Source organism: Staphylococcus hsinchuensis, from assembly GCF_038789205.1.
Taxonomy (GTDB): domain Bacteria; phylum Bacillota; class Bacilli; order Staphylococcales; family Staphylococcaceae; genus Staphylococcus; species Staphylococcus hsinchuensis.
The window spans coordinates 1,900,732-1,916,789 of the sequence record NZ_CP128355.1 but is presented as its reverse complement, the minus strand read 5'-3'; the positions used below and the strand labels follow the sequence as shown (position 1 = coordinate 1,916,789).

Sequence of the window (16,058 nt, the reverse complement as noted above, 5' to 3'; positions counted from 1 at the left end):
ATATAATTAAATCTAAATCGAAGTGAAACGACACAAAGACATGATGTATAAACTAGAACTTTACAGAGAGTCAAAGAAGATGAGAATTTGGCAAATTCATTTATACATTACTACTTTGTCAATGATGTTGTAATGAACATCCGGCTCAAGACCGTTATCTTAAGTAGAGTAGAGTGGCTTTCTTATAGTTAGTCGCTTTTATTTAGGGTGGTACCGCGAAGACCTCGTCCCTTTTGGGATGGGGTCTTTTTCATTTTCAACCATAATTAATTGGTACATCACGTGCAACTTCGATTTAAATTTCAAAAATAGGGAGGATATATCATGGATCAAATTAATATTACATTTCCTGATGGTAATTCAAAGGCGTTTGATAAAGGTACAACAACTGAAGAAATTGCACATTCAATTAGTCTAGGTTTAAGAAAAAAAGCAGTCGCAGGTAAATTAGACGATCAAATGATTGATTTAACAAGACCGATTGAAGAAGATGGGGCACTTGAAATCGTGACGCCTGGTAGTGAAGAAGCATTAGAAGTATTACGACATTCTACTGCACATCTTATGGCTCAAGCATTAAAAAGATTATACGGCGATGTGAAATTTGGTGTCGGTCCTGTTATCGAAGGTGGTTTCTATTACGACTTTGATACAGACGAAAATATTTCTTCAGATGATTTCGAAAAAATTGAAAAGACAATGAAACAAATTGTTAATGAAAATTATTCAATTGAACGAAAAGTGGTAACTAGAGAAGAAGCTAAATCATTCTTTAGTGATGACCCATATAAATTAGAATTAATCGATGCGATACCTGAAGGCGAAAATGTAACGTTGTATTCTCAAGGTGAATTTACAGATTTATGTAGAGGTGTCCATGTACCTACTACTGCGAAGATTAAAGAATTTAAACTTCTATCTACTGCAGGTGCTTACTGGCGTGGAGATAACGATAATAAAATGTTGCAACGTATATACGGTACAGCATTTTTCGACAAAAAGGATTTAAAAGCACATTTACAAATGTTAGAAGAGCGTAAAGAACGGGACCATCGTAAAATTGGTAAAGACTTAGAGTTATTTACAAATAACCAACTCGTAGGTGCAGGTTTACCATTATGGTTACCAAACGGGGCGACAATTCGTCGAGAAATTGAACGCTATATTGTTGATAAAGAAGTGGAAATGGGTTACGACCATGTGTATACACCAATCATGGCAAACGCTGATCTTTATAAAACATCAGGCCACTGGGATCACTATCAAGATGACATGTTCCCTACAATGAAATTAGATGAAAACGAAGAAATGGTATTAAGACCAATGAACTGTCCTCACCATATGATGGTCTATGCTAATAAACCGCATTCTTATCGTGAATTACCTATACGTATCGCTGAATTAGGTACAATGCATCGTTATGAAGCGAGTGGTGCCGTTTCTGGTTTACAACGTGTAAGAGGGATGACACTAAATGACGCACACATCTTTGTAAGACCAGATCAAATTAAAGAAGAATTTAAACGCGTCGTAAACTTAATTATTGATGTATATAATGACTTTAATTTCGAAGATTATTCATTCAGATTAAGTTATCGCGATCCTGAAGATAAAGAGAAATATTTCGATGACGATGAAATGTGGAATAAAGCCGAAAGCATGTTGAAAGAAGCGGTTGATGAATTAGGTTTACAATATGAAGAAGCAATTGGCGAAGCAGCGTTCTACGGTCCTAAATTAGACGTGCAAGTACAAACTGCTATGGGTAAAGAAGAGACATTATCTACAGCGCAGTTGGACTTCTTATTACCGCAAAAATTTGATTTAACATATATCGGTAATGATGGAGAACAACATCGTCCAGTAGTGATCCACCGTGGTGTCGTTTCTACAATGGAACGTTTTGTTGCCTTCTTAACTGAAGAGACTAAAGGTGCATTCCCTACATGGTTAGCGCCTAAGCAAGTCGAAATCATTCCAGTAAATGTTGATTTACACTATGATTATGCGCGCTCTTTACAAGATGAACTTAAATCACAAGGCGTAAGAGTTGAAATTGATGACCGCAATGAGAAAATGGGATACAAAATTAGAGAAGCTCAAATGCACAAAATCCCATACCAAATCGTAGTCGGGGATAAAGAAGTTGAAAATAAAGAAGTTAACGTTAGAAAGTATGGCTCTCAAGACCAAGAAACAATGGAAAGAGATGAGTTTATTTGGAACTTGGTTGATGAGATTCGTTTGAAAAAACAAAGATAACTTGAAAAGATAAATTATTTAATGTATATTGTTAATCAGTGAAATTAATAAAAATTTGAGTTAGAGGTTGCATTTTTAAGGAGTAATTATCCAGAAATCATATGGGATACATGTTGGATTGATGAAAGGTAAAAATGCCGAAGCTTTTATTGCCCATATACAATAAGAGTTGGGTCAGTTACCGAAAGGAACTGGACTGTCACATATGTGATGTGCTACCTATATAAGTGTTTGAGTTAAGGGTGCATATCAAAAGGTATGCACCCTTTTAATGCTGGGTTATTGATTTACATGATAGAAGCAAAAACGTAATTTTATAAATATTAGTATGTATTACGTTCAGCAACTCATGAAATTTAACCTTATAGAAAGTTAGCCTCTAAGTTTAAAGAAAGGAAGCTTTTATGGCAAAACAACAAAGTCAAAATGATGGAGTACAAAGAGGTTTAAAAGATCGCCACATATCCATGATTGCAATAGGTGGATGTATTGGTACAGGTTTATTTATGACGTCAGGTGGCGCTATACATGATGCAGGTGCATTAGGGGCATTACTTGCATATGCGATTATTGGTGCAATGGTGTTCTTCCTGATGACCTCGTTAGGAGAAATGGCCACTTACCTTCCAGTTTCGGGGTCATTTAGTACTTATGCTACACGATTTGTAGATCCCTCACTAGGATTTGCATTAGGGTGGAATTACTGGTTTAACTGGGTCATTACGGTGGCTGCAGACGTCACGATAGCCGCACAGGTAATAGAATATTGGACGCCATTGACAGCTATCCCGGCATGGGTTTGGAGTTGTTTATTCCTAGTAATTATCTTCGGTTTAAACTCACTTTCAGTTAGAGTGTACGGCGAAAGTGAATATTGGTTTGCATTAATTAAAGTAGTTACCGTGATTATATTTATCATCATCGGCTTACTTACGATATTAGGTATCATGGGTGGTAAGTTTGTTGGCTTTGATACATTTACTAAAGGTCAAGGTCCGATTTTAGGTGATGGATTAAATGGTAGTTTACTTTCAATATTAGGTGTATTCTTAGTTGCAGGCTTCTCTTTCCAAGGAACTGAATTAATTGGTATCACAGCTGGTGAATCTGAAAACCCAGAACGTGCAGTACCAAAAGCAATTAAACAAGTCTTTTGGAGAATTTTACTGTTTTATATTTTAGCTATTTTCGTCATCGGTATGTTAATTCCTTATGACAGTTCTGCGTTGATGGGCGGAGAAGATAGTGTGGCAACTTCACCGTTTACTTTAGTATTTAAAAATGCAGGCCTTGCATTCGCAGCCTCATTTATGAACGCAGTTATTTTAACTTCGGTATTATCTGCTGGTAACTCAGGTATGTACGCTTCAACGCGTATGCTATATTCTATGAGTAAAGATAAACTAGCATTTTCAGCATTTGGAAAAACAAATAAAAATGGTGTACCTTATATCGCATTGTTAGTAACAGGACTACTTGTTATCGGTATATTCGTACTACAACATTTAAGTGGAGATGCTTACCAATATATTGTTGCAGCAAGTGGAATGACCGGATTTATAGCTTGGGTCGGTATTGCGATTAGTCATTATCGTTTCAGAAAAGCATTCGATAAACAAAAACACGATAAATCTAAACTGAAATATAGAGCCACATTGTTCCCATTTGGACCAATATTTGCTGGGATATTATGTGTGATTGTTATCATCGGACAAGATGTTGACTTTATTAAAACAGGGCACTTTGATTTAAATCGATTTATTATCACATATATGGGTATACCAGTGTTCTTAGTCTTTTTCCTATATCATAAACTACGTTATAAAACGAAAAAGATACCATTGGATAAAGTTGACTTAAGACAAGATGTCCAAATGGAAGAATTCGAAAAAAATAAATAAAATAGTCTTGACTTAATTGTGTATTGTTGCTATCATGGTCAATGTTGAATACGAAACGAACCAAGTAGAGGCTCCCGCTTCTCACCTGTAGCGACGCATATGCAGTTGGCAGGTCTATAGTACATGAGTACGATTATCATGTGTAAAAGAGGGCGGGTATATTGTATACTCGCTCTCTTTTTGCTTGGGATAATTTCGTAAAAAAGTTGGAGGTGTCAACCATAGCAAAAGATCAAACTCAAGTTAACGAAAAGATTCGCGCAAAAGAATTACGACTTATTGGACAAGATGGAGAGCAAATTGGAGTTAAATCTAAAAATGAAGCGTTAGAAATGGCAGAACGCGTAGGTTTAGATGTAGTTATTATGGCTCCTAATGCTAAACCACCAGTTGCTAAAATTATGGATTACGGTAAGTACAAATTTGAGCAACAAAAGAAAGAAAAAGAAATGAAAAAGAAACAAAAAACGATTAACGTTAAAGAAATCCGTTTAAGTCCAACGATTGAAGAACATGATTTCCAAACTAAGTTGAAGAACGGCCGTAAGTTCTTAACTAAAGGTGACAAATGTAAAGTTTCAATCCGTTTCAGAGGACGTGCGATTACGCATAAGGAAATTGGTCAACGCGTATTAGAGCAATTCGCAAATGAAACGAAAGATATTGCTACAGTTGAACAAAAACCTAAAATGGATGGACGTCAAATGTTTATCATGTTAAGTCCAATTAACGAAAAACAATAATCGAAATTAGTAGGAGGAAATGAATCATGCCAAAAATGAAAACACACCGTGGAGCAGCTAAACGTGTTAAAAGAACTGGTTCAGGTAAATTAAAACGTTCTAGAGCTTTCACTTCACACTTATTTGCAAACAAAGAAACTAAACAAAAACGTCAATTACGTAAATCTGCTTTAGTTCACAAATCAGATATGAAACGCGTAAAACAATTATTATCTTATAAAAAATAATCGAACGATATAACAATTGAAATATAATTTTTGAGGAGGAGTTATTATGCCACGAGTTAAAGGTGGAACAGTAACAAGAGCTCGTCGTAAAAAGACGATTAAATTAGCTAAAGGTTACTTCGGTGCTAAACGCACATTATATAAAGTAGCAAAACAACAAGTAATGAAATCAGGTCAATATTCATTCCGTGACCGCCGTCAAAGAAAACGTGATTTCCGTAAATTATGGATTACACGTATTAATGCGGCAGCACGTCAACACGACATGAGCTATTCAAGATTAATGAATGGTTTAAAGAAAGCTGAAATCGACGTAAACCGTAAAATGCTTTCTGAAATTGCTATCTCAGACGAAAAAGCTTTCGCTGAATTAGTATCAAAAGCAAAAGAAGCATTAAAATAATAAAGACGATACATTTTCAAAGTGATAATTTCTACTATTATATGTAGGAGTTATCACTTTTTTATTATTATAAATTTCCATACATAAATCACAGGAATAAATATAGAATCGTGTGTAAGCGTGATGATATTTTGATATCTACACTGCATTTGATAAAATAACAAAGAAGTCATATATGAAGGAGATACTTATGTCTAAATTTGATGAAATGATCACAGTTGTTCCAAGAACAATTTTATTTTCAGATGAAAAAAATCAATTTAATGGATTTTTAGATAAAAATTCACCCCAGGGTCAAGAAATTTTTGATACGTTACAGCAATATGAAGTTAAACGTAGAGGTGATATGGAAGAAGATCCATCCTATAAACAACTCGTTTCATATTGTTTATTAGAAAATGAACATGATGAGTTATTGATTTATGAGCGTCTCTCAGGTGGAGGTGAATCTCGTCTTCACGGCCAGTCATCAATTGGTGTCGGTGGACATATGAATGAAGTTCCAGGGGCAGACTCTATAAATGAAGTGCTAAGAACAAATGCACAAAGAGAATTAGAAGAAGAGGTTGGCCTTTCACAACAAAAATCACAAAATCTAACGTATACTGGATTTATTAATGATGATACGAATGAGGTAGGAGAAGTTCATTTAGGTGTCGTTTTTAAAATTAAGGTCAATAGTAAAGATGTAGAGGCTAAAGAAACTGACACATTAAAAATTAAATGGGTAGATCAAAACAAAATTGACAACTATGATGAATTTGAAACGTGGAGTTCATTAATATTACAAGCGTTATAATAGAGGTGTATTTGAATGTCTGACATTATTCCGTTTCCCCGTTCTCAAGATAAGTTAATAAGGGAGATTAAACAGTCATTTAACAAAGATAAATTTGATCAGACTTATGAACTTTTTGAACAATATGAACAACAATTTGAATTAGATGAACAAATGTCATTACTCAAATGTGCATTATTGTACCAAATGGGTAGTTACCTAGAATTAAGAGAAGAGGCTATCATTTTATTGAAGCAAGGCATCACTAAATATGATGATTTAATGATTTATTATATTAAAAGTTTAGAAGGTTTAGGACAATACTTTGAAGTGGTAGAAGTGATAAATCAGGTTATAGATGAAGTTCATAATCACAAGACACGTATGGAATTATATCCTATTAAAGAACGTGCGTTACGAGAATTAGAGAAACACAACGAACACGCTTCAGAGTTGCTTCAACAATTTGATGAACTATCATTACGCGAACAGATAAATACAATCCTAATGCTTATAGATTTTAATGAATTCCACTATAAAGAAACAATTGTTAACATCTTAGTCCATTCTGATTTAGCGCCCAATGTAGTAAGTATTATGTTAGAATATTTACGCTTTGCTCAGTATGACAATGAAATTGAAATTACAAAGTTAAAGCAAAAGGTCTCTGTTAATCCCAATCATTTAACAGGGCTAGAGCACACTAAGATCAAGGAACAAATCATTCCTCATGTAATTGGTCGATTAGAAGATCAAGTAGCGACGATTACTACTGAGGCGCTCCATTTAATGAATAATCACGCGATACTCCTTTATCCTATTGACGTTGAAAGCATTGCATCTATAGACGATTGGATATATGCATATACAAATTATTTCAAGTCAATGGTTAACTTAGAAAAGCGTGACGATCAACACCCTGTAATTAAATATCTCGAACAATTAGATAGTCAATCATAATTAAAGTATGTAGTTCAGGGTAAATTAAATATTGAAAATAAATTTCAACGAACTATTCTTTGTATGGGTGAGTGCCATGTTTGTGTAGCACAAGGTCATATGCTATAATAGGGAAGTTGAAAAAATAAAATAGGATAATCATGGAGGTTTTTATACATGACAGCAACTTGGGAAAAAAAGGAAGGTAACACTGGAGTATTATCAGTTACTGTTCCTGCAGAAAAAGTAGATCAAGCAATTGACAAAGCTTTCAAAAAAGTAGTAAAACAAATTAACGTGCCAGGTTTCCGTAAAGGGAAAGTACCTCGTCAAATTTTCGAACAACGTTTTGGTGTAGAAGCATTATATCAAGATGCTGTAGACATTTTACTACCAGAAGCTTATGGGGAAGCAATTGATGAAACAGGTATTAAACCAGTTGATCAACCAGAAGTAAACGTTACTTCAATTGAAAAAGGTCAAGACATGACATTTGAAGCAACTGTTGTTGTTGAACCAGAAGTTGAATTAGGTGACTACAAAGGTTTAGAAATTGAAAAACAAAGTTCAGAATTAACTGACGAAGAAGTTCAAGAATCTATCGATCACCAATTAGGTCACTTAGCTGAAATGGTCGTTAAAGAAGATGGTGCTGTAGAAGATGGAAACACAGTAAACATTGACTTTGATGGTTATGTTGATGGTGAACAATTCGAAGGCGGACAAGCTGAAGGTTACGACTTAGAAATTGGTTCTGGCTCATTTATCCCAGGATTCGAAGAACAATTAGTAGGCGTGAAAACAGGCGAAGAGAAAGATGTAAATGTAACATTCCCTGAAGAATATCATGCTGAAGAATTAGCTGGTAAAGAAGCTACTTTCAAAACAAAAGTTAACGAAATTAAATATAAAGACGTACCAGAATTAACTGATGAAGTTGCAAATGAATTAGATTCAGAATCAAATTCTGTTGATGAATATAAAGAAAATTTACGTAAACGTCTTGCTGAACAAAAAGAAACTGAAGCTGAAAATGCTCAAAAAGAAGAAGCAATTACAAAAGCTACAAACAATGCAAAAGTTGATATCCCAGAAGCAATGATTAACACAGAAGTTGATCGCATGGTACAAGAGTTTGGTCAACGTATGCAACAACAAGGTTTAAACTTAGAAACTTATTTCCAAATCTCAGGTCAAGACGAATCTCAATTAAGAGAACAAATGAAAGACGATGCAGAAGAACGTGTTAAAACGAATTTAACGCTTACTGCAATCGCTGACGCTGAAGATGTAGAAGTATCAGACGAAGATATTGATAAAGAACTTGAAAAAATGAGTGAACAATTCAATATCTCAGTTGAAGATATTAAACAAACATTAGGTAATACAGACATCGTTAAGAACGACGTTCGTATTCAAAAAGTGATTGACTCATTAGTGGATAACGCTAAGTTAGTTGAACCTTCTAAAGATGATTCAGAAAAATAATATTCACACGATGTGAGCGAAATGCTTTATACAATAGACTTGTGTGTCTAATATAAATAGAGTTGTAGCAGATGCATTTATTCAATGCGTCTGCTACACTGTTATGTGCACAAAACTTGTAGATTAAGTAAGTTGCATATTAAAATACTATCTAGTATAGTCTTTAGGGAATAGGGGTGTAAATAAATGTTTAAATTCAATGAAGATGAAGAGAATTTAAAATGTTCTTTCTGTGGCAAAGACCAAAATCAAGTTAAAAAGTTAGTCGCAGGAAGTGGCGTATATATATGTAATGAATGTATTGAATTATGTTCAGAAATTGTTGAAGAAGAATTAGCTCAATCTGCACCAGAAGGGCTAACTGAATTACCAACACCTAAAGAAATTATGGATCAATTAAATGATTATGTAATAGGCCAAGAAAAGGCTAAAAAATCATTAGCTGTAGCTGTATACAATCATTATAAACGTATCCAACAATTAGGTCCGAATGAAGATGAAGTAGAATTACAAAAAAGTAACGTTGCTCTAATCGGACCAACTGGTAGTGGTAAGACATTACTTGCACAAACTTTAGCGAGAACACTTAATGTTCCATTTGCAATTGCAGATGCAACAAGTTTAACTGAAGCTGGTTATGTAGGTGATGATGTTGAAAATATCTTACTACGTTTAATTCAAGCAGCAGATTTTGATGTCGATAAAGCTGAAAAAGGTATTATTTACGTAGACGAAATCGACAAAATAGCTCGAAAATCAGAAAACACATCAATCACTCGAGATGTTTCAGGTGAAGGTGTTCAACAGGCACTATTAAAAATATTAGAAGGTACTACAGCTAGCGTACCGCCACAAGGTGGACGTAAGCATCCAAACCAAGAACTTATCCAAATTGATACTACTAATATTTTATTCGTATTAGGTGGTGCGTTTGACGGTATAGACGAAGTAATTAAACGTCGTCTAGGTGAAAAAGTGATTGGTTTCGCTAGTAGTGAAGCTTCAAAATATGATGAAGATGCTATTCTTGAACAAATTAGACCTGAAGATTTACAATCATATGGTTTAATTCCTGAATTCATCGGTCGTGTGCCAATTGTAGCTAACTTAGAAACATTAGATGTTAATGCATTAAATAACATCTTAACTCAACCTAAGAATGCGTTAGTTAAACAATATACTAAGATGTTAGAACTAGATGATGTAGAACTACAATTTACAGATGAAGCTTTAGCTGCTATTAGTAACAAAGCTATAGAACGTAAAACTGGTGCACGTGGTTTACGTTCAATCATCGAAGAAGCACTTATCGACATTATGTACGATGTACCTTCATCAGATGGTGTAGTTAAAGTCGTAATCACAGATAAGACAATTAATGAAGAAAAAGAACCTGAGTTATATGATAAAGAAGGTAATCTTGTAAACAAGGAACAAACTTCAGCTTAATTTTTTAAAATGTACCCTAAGTTGTGCTTTATATCACAGAACAACTTAGGGTATTTTTATGTGTGAAATTTGTAAATCAGTAGATAATGTTATGATTGGTCTCAATTTGCGTATTGTTATTGTCTCATTTGATTGAAAAAATTATTATTACTAAAGTTTTTAGAATGATATAATATATAATAAATGTCACATTAAAGGAAAAGAGGGTCAGACTTTATGGAAGTGAATCCTAACCAAATAGAATTATTAATAAGTGCAGTAAAAAAAGAACAGTATCCAGAAACAGGGCTAGGTGAAGTAGCACTTAGCGGTAGATCTAATGTAGGGAAATCTACCTTTATCAATAGTATGATTGGTAGAAAAAATATGGCACGTACTTCTCAACAACCGGGTAAAACACAAACACTAAATTTTTATAATATCGATCAACAATTAGTATTTGTCGACGTTCCTGGTTATGGTTATGCGAAGGTAAGTAAAAAACAACGTGAAGCCTTTGGTAAAATGATTGAGCAATATTTGTCAGAAAGAGAAACATTAAAGCTTGTAATTCAATTAGTAGATTTAAGACATAATCCAACAGAAGACGATTTATTGATGTATGATTACTTAAAATATTTTGATATTCCAACGTTAGTTGTTGCTACGAAAGAAGATAAAATTGCAAAAGGTAAAGTTCAAAAGCATCTAGCTAATATCCAAAGCAAACTAGAAATGGAACCTGAAGATGAAATTATTAGTTATTCTTCAATTAAAAATAATAAGCAAAAACAAATTTGGGAAATTATTGAAAAATACTTGTAATCAATCTAAATTACATGGAAATTTTTTTCAGTTAGATGCCCGTTCTCACTCAAATAGAATCACAAATTGTTGATATTCTTAAGTTAAATTCAGTAAACTACACGGTTTCAATTTTTGACAACTATTTGACTGTAGATTGTAATTCTTCTAATTTATTTGAGCAACGTGGTTAACTGTGGGAACAAATGTGTTATAATTTACATATTGTAAAGTGTATGGAGGGCGTTATAAATGCATTTAATTGCGATAAGCATTAATCATCGAACAGCAGATGTTGCTTTAAGAGAAAGAGTTGCTTTCAAAGATGATGCCATACGTTCAGCTAATGTTGATTTATATGAAACTAAATCCATTTTAGAGAATGTCATATTATCAACTTGTAATCGAACTGAAGTATATGCAGTAGCAGACCAAATTCACACAGGTCGTTATTATATCCAAAGATTCTTGGCAAGATCATTTGGATTTGACGTTGAAGAAATAAAAGAAATGACTGAAGTTAAAGTAGGGGACGAAGCAGTTAGACATCTATTAAATGTAACTGCGGGCTTAGACTCAGTTGTGTTAGGTGAAACGCAAATCTTAGGTCAAATCAGAGAATCTTTCTTTATCGCACAAGATGAAGAAACAACGGGTACGATTTTTAATCATCTATTTAAACAAGCAATTACATTTGCGAAAAAAGCACATAACGAAACTGATATTGCTGATAATGCAGTGAGTGTTTCTTATGCAGCTGTTGAATTAAGTAAAAAAGTATTTGGAAAAATAAATAACAAGCAAGCAATTGTAGTTGGCGCTGGTGACATGAGTGAGTTATCTATTTTAAACTTAATAGGTTCAGGCGTTACAGATATCACGATTGTTAATAGAACGTTAGCTAAAGCTGATCAACTTGCTTCAAAACATCAAGTTAAAAGTGCACCTTTATCAGACCTCTCTAATTTATTATCTTCAGCTGACATTGTTATTAGCTCCACAAGTGCTGAAGACTACATCTTATCTATGGATATGATGCAACACGTTCAACAATATCGTAAAAATGATTCACTTGTTTTAATAGATATTGCTGTCCCTAGAGATATTGATCCACAAATTGACGAGCTTGAAAGCGTGTTTAACTATGATGTTGATGACTTAAAAGGACTTGTCGATGCAAACTTAAGAGAACGTCAAAACGCAGCAAATGAAATTGCCCAAAGAATTCCTGCCGAAATCGAAGCACATAATGAATGGGTCAATATGTTAGGTGTTGTACCTGTGATTCGTGCATTACGTGAAAAAGCAATGGGTATTCAAGAAGAAACAATGGAAAGTATCGATAGAAAGTTACCAGGGCTTTCTGAAAGAGAACGTAAAGTTATATCCAAACATACAAAGAGTATCATTAATCAAATGTTAAAAGACCCTATTAAACAGGCGAAAGAATTGAGTAGTGACAAAAATAGTAACGAAAAATTAGAGCTATTCCAAAACATTTTTGACATTGAAGCTGAACAAGCTTATGAACCGAAAAAATCGAAAAGAAGAGTGAACAGCACAGGTCGAATATTAGGTTTTGAATAGTTACTACAAATGGTGATGACATGCAAGATATTTTATTAATTAGGTTAAATGAGCTGTTATTAATTATATATTTATTTAGTATCGCTTGTTATTTTTATGATTTTGTGAAAAAACATCATTTGGCTAGTAAAATCGGCTTTGTAACACTAGGGATTGTTTGGGTATTACAAACAATCTCTTTATCTATATACATTAATGTGACAAATCAGCTTCCATTGGTGAATATTTTCAATATATTATTTGCACTTGCATGGTTAATTATTTCGATTTCCCTCGTAATTAGTGTGATAAAGCAAATTAATATTTCCATATTTTTATTTAATATGGTGGGTTTTGTACTAATAGCAATGAGTACTTTTCAACCGATGTATTATAATAGTACGAATAAACATCTCAATATTATAAATGAATTATTAATTGTCCATATTATTTTAGCGACGATAAGTTATGCTTTATTTACATTTGCATTTGTAAATGCGATTTTGTATATCATTCAATATAATAATTTAAAGCAAAAACGGTTTACGCAAAAATATTTCCGCTTAGGTAGCGTGGCAACTTTAGAACAAACGGTATTTATTAGTTCATTAGTTGGATTTGTGTTTATCATTTTAAGCATTATCCTGGGTGCTCAGTGGGGCTTTAACACACTTGGAGTTAAAATTTTACTTGATCCTAAAGTTGTATTATCAAGCATCATCACTGTATTATATGGGTTGTATTTATATTTCAGAGTAAGACACAAGTTCAATAAGAACAAATTAATCTATTTTAATATCATATTATTCTCTATTAGTATGCTTAATCTCATATTCACATCACACTTTTCTGTTATCCATTAATACAAGCATTTATACGAATTATTTCAAAGTAACTATAAAGGAGGATAATAACGATGCGTAAGTTAATCGTTGGTTCCCGCAGAAGTAAATTAGCTTTAAAACAAAGCCAACAATTTATTGATAAATTAAAAGCCGTTGATCCGAACTTAGAAATTGAAATTAAAGAAATAGTAACTAAAGGTGACCGCATAGTAGATAAACAATTGTCTAAGGTTGGGGGAAAAGGGCTCTTCGTTAAAGAAATTGAAAATGAATTATTCAATAAAGACATTGATATGGCTATACATTCTTTAAAAGATGTGCCGAGTGTAATGCCTGAAGGTTTGACATTAGGATGTATACCTGATCGTGAAAACCCATTTGATGCGTATATTTCTAACAACCATGTGCCAATAGATGAATTACCAGCAGGCAGTATCGTGGGCACAAGTTCCCTTCGTCGTGGTGCTCAAATTATTGCTCAATACCCACACTTAGAAATAAAATGGATACGCGGTAATATCGATACGCGTTTAAGTAAATTAGAAACGGAAGATTTCGATGCTATTATATTAGCAGCTGCTGGTCTTAAACGTATGGGTTGGTCAGAAGATATTGTGACATCTTATTTAGATGATGGGACAGTTGTTCCGGCTATTGGACAAGGTGCGCTAGGTATTGAATGTCGTTCAGATGATCATGAACTGCTTGAATTATTAAATAAAGTTCATAACCAAGAGGTTGCAGATTGTGTAACTGCTGAACGTACATTTTTAAAACGTATGAATGGTAGTTGCCAAGTTCCTATTGGCGGATATGCAACAAAAAACAATGATGATACAATTGAGTTCACAGGCTTAATTATGTCAACTGATGGTAAAGAACGCTACCAACATACAGCACAAGGCATAGACCCAGTGAAAGTTGGGGAAAGTGTTTCAAAAGTTTTAGAAGACCAAAGTGCTTATGAAATTATAAAGGCATTAAACGAATCCGAATAATCGTTTGAGGTGACAAAATGAAACCAGTTATAGTAATGACGCAAACTAGTGAATTTGAAACAGAAGATATGACAATTTTGCATAAACCCTTGATTTATGTAGAACCGTTATCTTTTGATTTATCACTGCTTGATGTTAACTATGACTGGTTTATTTTTACGTCTAAGAATGCAGTTAAATTGTTCTATCCTCGTATGAGCCAAATGCAAGACACCAAAATTGCTGTTATTGGTAAAAAAACGGCTCACTACTGTGAGAGTTTAGGTTTAAAAGTAGATTTTATACCATCAGATTATTCACAAGAAGGATTTTTAAAGCAATTTAATCCGCAAGTCAGCAGCCGCATACTTATTCCTTCTAGTAAAAAAGCGCGTCCATTATTACAACAATCTTTGCAACAACAAGGGCATACAGTTAGGAAAATTGACTTATACCAACCTCTCCCACATACTGAAAATATAAATGAAGTAAAGCGATTAATAGAAACTGATAAAATCAATGCGATTACCTTTGCGAGTACTTCAGCAGTAAAATATTTTTTTGAAAGTGGAGAAGTGCCCGCATTTAACAATTATTTTGTAATTGGTCAGCAAACTTTTGAGGCGCTTAAACAATTTGGTATACAAGCGACAATGGCTGACAAACAAACATTAGAATCATTAATTAATATTATTAGAGAAAGTTGGGAAAAATGATGAAATTTAATAGACATAGAAGATTACGTAGCAGTAAAACAATGAGAAATATGGTAAGTGAAACACATGTAAGAAAAGAAGACTTAATCTATCCTATATTTGTCGTTGAACGAGATAATGTTAAAGAAGAAATCAAATCTATGCCAGGCATTTACCAATTAAGTTTGAATTTATTAAGTGAAGAAATTAAAGAAGCGCACGATTTAGGCATCAAAGCATTTATGTTCTTCGGTGTACCAAATGAAAAAGATGAAGTTGGTACGGGCGCTTATGATCATAACGGCATCGTTCAAGAAGCTACTCGTTTAGCAAAATCTATGTATGATGATTTACTTGTAGTAGCAGATACGTGTCTATGTGAATACACAGATCATGGTCATTGTGGTGTCGTAAATCATGAAACGAAAGATGTTGATAATGATAAATCATTACCATTATTAGTAAAAACGGCGATTTCTCAAGTTGAAGCGGGTGCAGATATTATAGCTCCTAGTAATATGATGGATGGTTTCGTAGCAGAAATTAGAGCTGGACTTGATGATGCAGGTTATTACAACATTCCAATTATGAGTTATGGTATTAAATATGCCTCAAGTTTCTTTGGACCGTTCCGAGATGCTGCTGAATCAACGCCACAGTTTGGTGATCGTAAAACATATCAAATGGATCCTGCTAATAGACGTGAAGCTTTAAGAGAACTTGACAGTGATCTTAAAGAAGGTGCAGATATGATGATTGTTAAACCTGCTTTAAGTTTCTTAGATATAATTAGAGATGTTAGAAATACGACAAACTTACCAGTGATTGCGTATAACGTAAGTGGGGAATACAGTATGACGAAAGCAGCTGCGCAAAACGGTTGGATTGATGAACAAGCTGTAGTCATGGAACAAATGATTTCTATGAAACGCGCAGGTGCAGATATGATTATCACATATTTCTCTAAAGACATTTGTAGATATCTAGATGAAAAATAAGGAG

The 16,058-nt window shown here is 33.7% G+C and carries 15 protein-coding genes, 1 riboswitch and 1 other annotated feature; all 15 genes read left to right on the top strand.

Features of this window, described 5'->3' with window-relative positions; genetic code table 11:
- Window positions 1-324 precede the first annotated feature (324 nt).
- Window positions 325-2,262 carry a threonine--tRNA ligase gene (gene thrS / locus QQM35_RS09550; protein ID WP_342610363.1) on the top strand — a complete coding sequence of 646 codons (1,938 nt, stop codon included), beginning with the start codon at window positions 325-327 and terminating at the stop codon, window positions 2,260-2,262.
- A 53-nt stretch (window positions 2,263-2,315) separates the two neighbouring features.
- A riboswitch (Lysine riboswitch) is annotated at window positions 2,316-2,488 on the top strand.
- A 178-nt stretch (window positions 2,489-2,666) separates the two neighbouring features.
- Window positions 2,667-4,163: an amino acid permease gene (locus QQM35_RS09545; protein ID WP_342610362.1), complete on the top strand. Its 1,497-nt coding sequence runs from the start codon at window positions 2,667-2,669 to the stop codon at window positions 4,161-4,163.
- A gap of 56 nt (window positions 4,164-4,219) precedes the next feature.
- Window positions 4,220-4,350, top strand: a sequence feature (ribosomal protein L20 leader region).
- A 25-nt stretch (window positions 4,351-4,375) separates the two neighbouring features.
- Window positions 4,376-4,906 (top strand): translation initiation factor IF-3, encoded by a 531-nt coding sequence (infC, locus tag QQM35_RS09540; RefSeq protein WP_251519982.1) that lies wholly within the window; start codon window positions 4,376-4,378, stop codon window positions 4,904-4,906.
- 26 nt (window positions 4,907-4,932) lie between these two features.
- Window positions 4,933-5,133 carry a 50S ribosomal protein L35 gene (gene rpmI / locus QQM35_RS09535; RefSeq protein WP_251519985.1) on the top strand — a complete coding sequence of 67 codons (201 nt, stop codon included), beginning with the start codon at window positions 4,933-4,935 and terminating at the stop codon, window positions 5,131-5,133.
- 46 nt (window positions 5,134-5,179) lie between these two features.
- Window positions 5,180-5,536 (top strand): 50S ribosomal protein L20, encoded by a 357-nt coding sequence (rplT, locus tag QQM35_RS09530; RefSeq protein WP_251519988.1) that lies wholly within the window; start codon window positions 5,180-5,182, stop codon window positions 5,534-5,536.
- Between the two features lie 190 nt (window positions 5,537-5,726).
- Window positions 5,727-6,335, top strand: coding sequence for an NUDIX domain-containing protein (locus QQM35_RS09525; protein WP_251519991.1), 609 nt, complete (start codon window positions 5,727-5,729; stop codon window positions 6,333-6,335).
- A 15-nt stretch (window positions 6,336-6,350) separates the two neighbouring features.
- A complete protein-coding gene (locus QQM35_RS09520) occupies window positions 6,351-7,274 on the top strand; it encodes a hypothetical protein (protein WP_251519994.1) in 924 nt (307 codons plus the stop codon).
- Between the two features lie 156 nt (window positions 7,275-7,430).
- Window positions 7,431-8,741: a trigger factor gene (tig, locus tag QQM35_RS09515; RefSeq protein WP_251519997.1), complete on the top strand. Its 1,311-nt coding sequence runs from the start codon at window positions 7,431-7,433 to the stop codon at window positions 8,739-8,741.
- Between the two features lie 186 nt (window positions 8,742-8,927).
- Complete coding sequence (gene clpX / locus QQM35_RS09510) at window positions 8,928-10,190, top strand: ATP-dependent Clp protease ATP-binding subunit ClpX (protein WP_251520000.1); 1,263 nt, start codon at window positions 8,928-8,930, stop codon at window positions 10,188-10,190.
- Window positions 10,191-10,406: 216 nt separating this feature from the next.
- A complete protein-coding gene (gene yihA, locus QQM35_RS09505; protein WP_251520029.1) occupies window positions 10,407-10,994 on the top strand; it encodes a ribosome biogenesis GTP-binding protein YihA/YsxC in 588 nt (195 codons plus the stop codon).
- 231 nt (window positions 10,995-11,225) lie between these two features.
- Window positions 11,226-12,560 carry a glutamyl-tRNA reductase gene (hemA, locus tag QQM35_RS09500; protein WP_251520032.1) on the top strand — a complete coding sequence of 445 codons (1,335 nt, stop codon included), beginning with the start codon at window positions 11,226-11,228 and terminating at the stop codon, window positions 12,558-12,560.
- Window positions 12,561-12,580: 20 nt separating this feature from the next.
- Window positions 12,581-13,402 (top strand): cytochrome C assembly family protein, encoded by an 822-nt coding sequence (locus QQM35_RS09495; protein ID WP_251520035.1) that lies wholly within the window; start codon window positions 12,581-12,583, stop codon window positions 13,400-13,402.
- 53 nt (window positions 13,403-13,455) lie between these two features.
- On the top strand, window positions 13,456-14,382 hold the full coding sequence (hemC, locus tag QQM35_RS09490) for a hydroxymethylbilane synthase (RefSeq protein ID WP_342610361.1): 927 nt from the start codon (window positions 13,456-13,458) through the stop codon (window positions 14,380-14,382).
- A gap of 17 nt (window positions 14,383-14,399) precedes the next feature.
- Window positions 14,400-15,077, top strand: a complete 678-nt coding sequence (locus QQM35_RS09485) for a uroporphyrinogen-III synthase (RefSeq protein WP_251520041.1) — start codon at window positions 14,400-14,402, stop codon at window positions 15,075-15,077.
- Entirely contained in the window at window positions 15,077-16,054 is a 978-nt protein-coding gene (hemB, locus tag QQM35_RS09480; RefSeq protein ID WP_251943919.1) for a porphobilinogen synthase, read from the top strand. Before QQM35_RS09485 ends, hemB begins: the two co-directional genes overlap by 1 nt.
- The last annotated feature ends 4 nt before the right edge of the window (window positions 16,055-16,058 follow it).

Bases quoted from the DNA above. Each gene is read 5' to 3' on its own strand.
- thrS (WP_342610363.1), top strand. From the start codon at position 325: ATGGATCAAATTAATATTACATTTCCTGATGGTAATTCAAAGGCGTTT.
- QQM35_RS09545 (WP_342610362.1), top strand. From the start codon at position 2,667: ATGGCAAAACAACAAAGTCAAAATGATGGAGTACAAAGAGGTTTAAAA.
- rpmI (WP_251519985.1), top strand. From the start codon at position 4,933: ATGCCAAAAATGAAAACACACCGTGGAGCAGCTAAACGTGTTAAAAGA.
- rplT (WP_251519988.1), top strand. From the start codon at position 5,180: ATGCCACGAGTTAAAGGTGGAACAGTAACAAGAGCTCGTCGTAAAAAG.
- QQM35_RS09525 (WP_251519991.1), top strand. From the start codon at position 5,727: ATGTCTAAATTTGATGAAATGATCACAGTTGTTCCAAGAACAATTTTA.
- QQM35_RS09520 (WP_251519994.1), top strand. From the start codon at position 6,351: ATGTCTGACATTATTCCGTTTCCCCGTTCTCAAGATAAGTTAATAAGG.
- tig (WP_251519997.1), top strand. From the start codon at position 7,431: ATGACAGCAACTTGGGAAAAAAAGGAAGGTAACACTGGAGTATTATCA.
- clpX (WP_251520000.1), top strand. From the start codon at position 8,928: ATGTTTAAATTCAATGAAGATGAAGAGAATTTAAAATGTTCTTTCTGT.
- yihA (WP_251520029.1), top strand. From the start codon at position 10,407: ATGGAAGTGAATCCTAACCAAATAGAATTATTAATAAGTGCAGTAAAA.
- hemA (WP_251520032.1), top strand. From the start codon at position 11,226: ATGCATTTAATTGCGATAAGCATTAATCATCGAACAGCAGATGTTGCT.
- QQM35_RS09495 (WP_251520035.1), top strand. From the start codon at position 12,581: ATGCAAGATATTTTATTAATTAGGTTAAATGAGCTGTTATTAATTATA.
- hemC (WP_342610361.1), top strand. From the start codon at position 13,456: ATGCGTAAGTTAATCGTTGGTTCCCGCAGAAGTAAATTAGCTTTAAAA.
- QQM35_RS09485 (WP_251520041.1), top strand. From the start codon at position 14,400: ATGAAACCAGTTATAGTAATGACGCAAACTAGTGAATTTGAAACAGAA.
- hemB (WP_251943919.1), top strand. From the start codon at position 15,077: ATGAAATTTAATAGACATAGAAGATTACGTAGCAGTAAAACAATGAGA.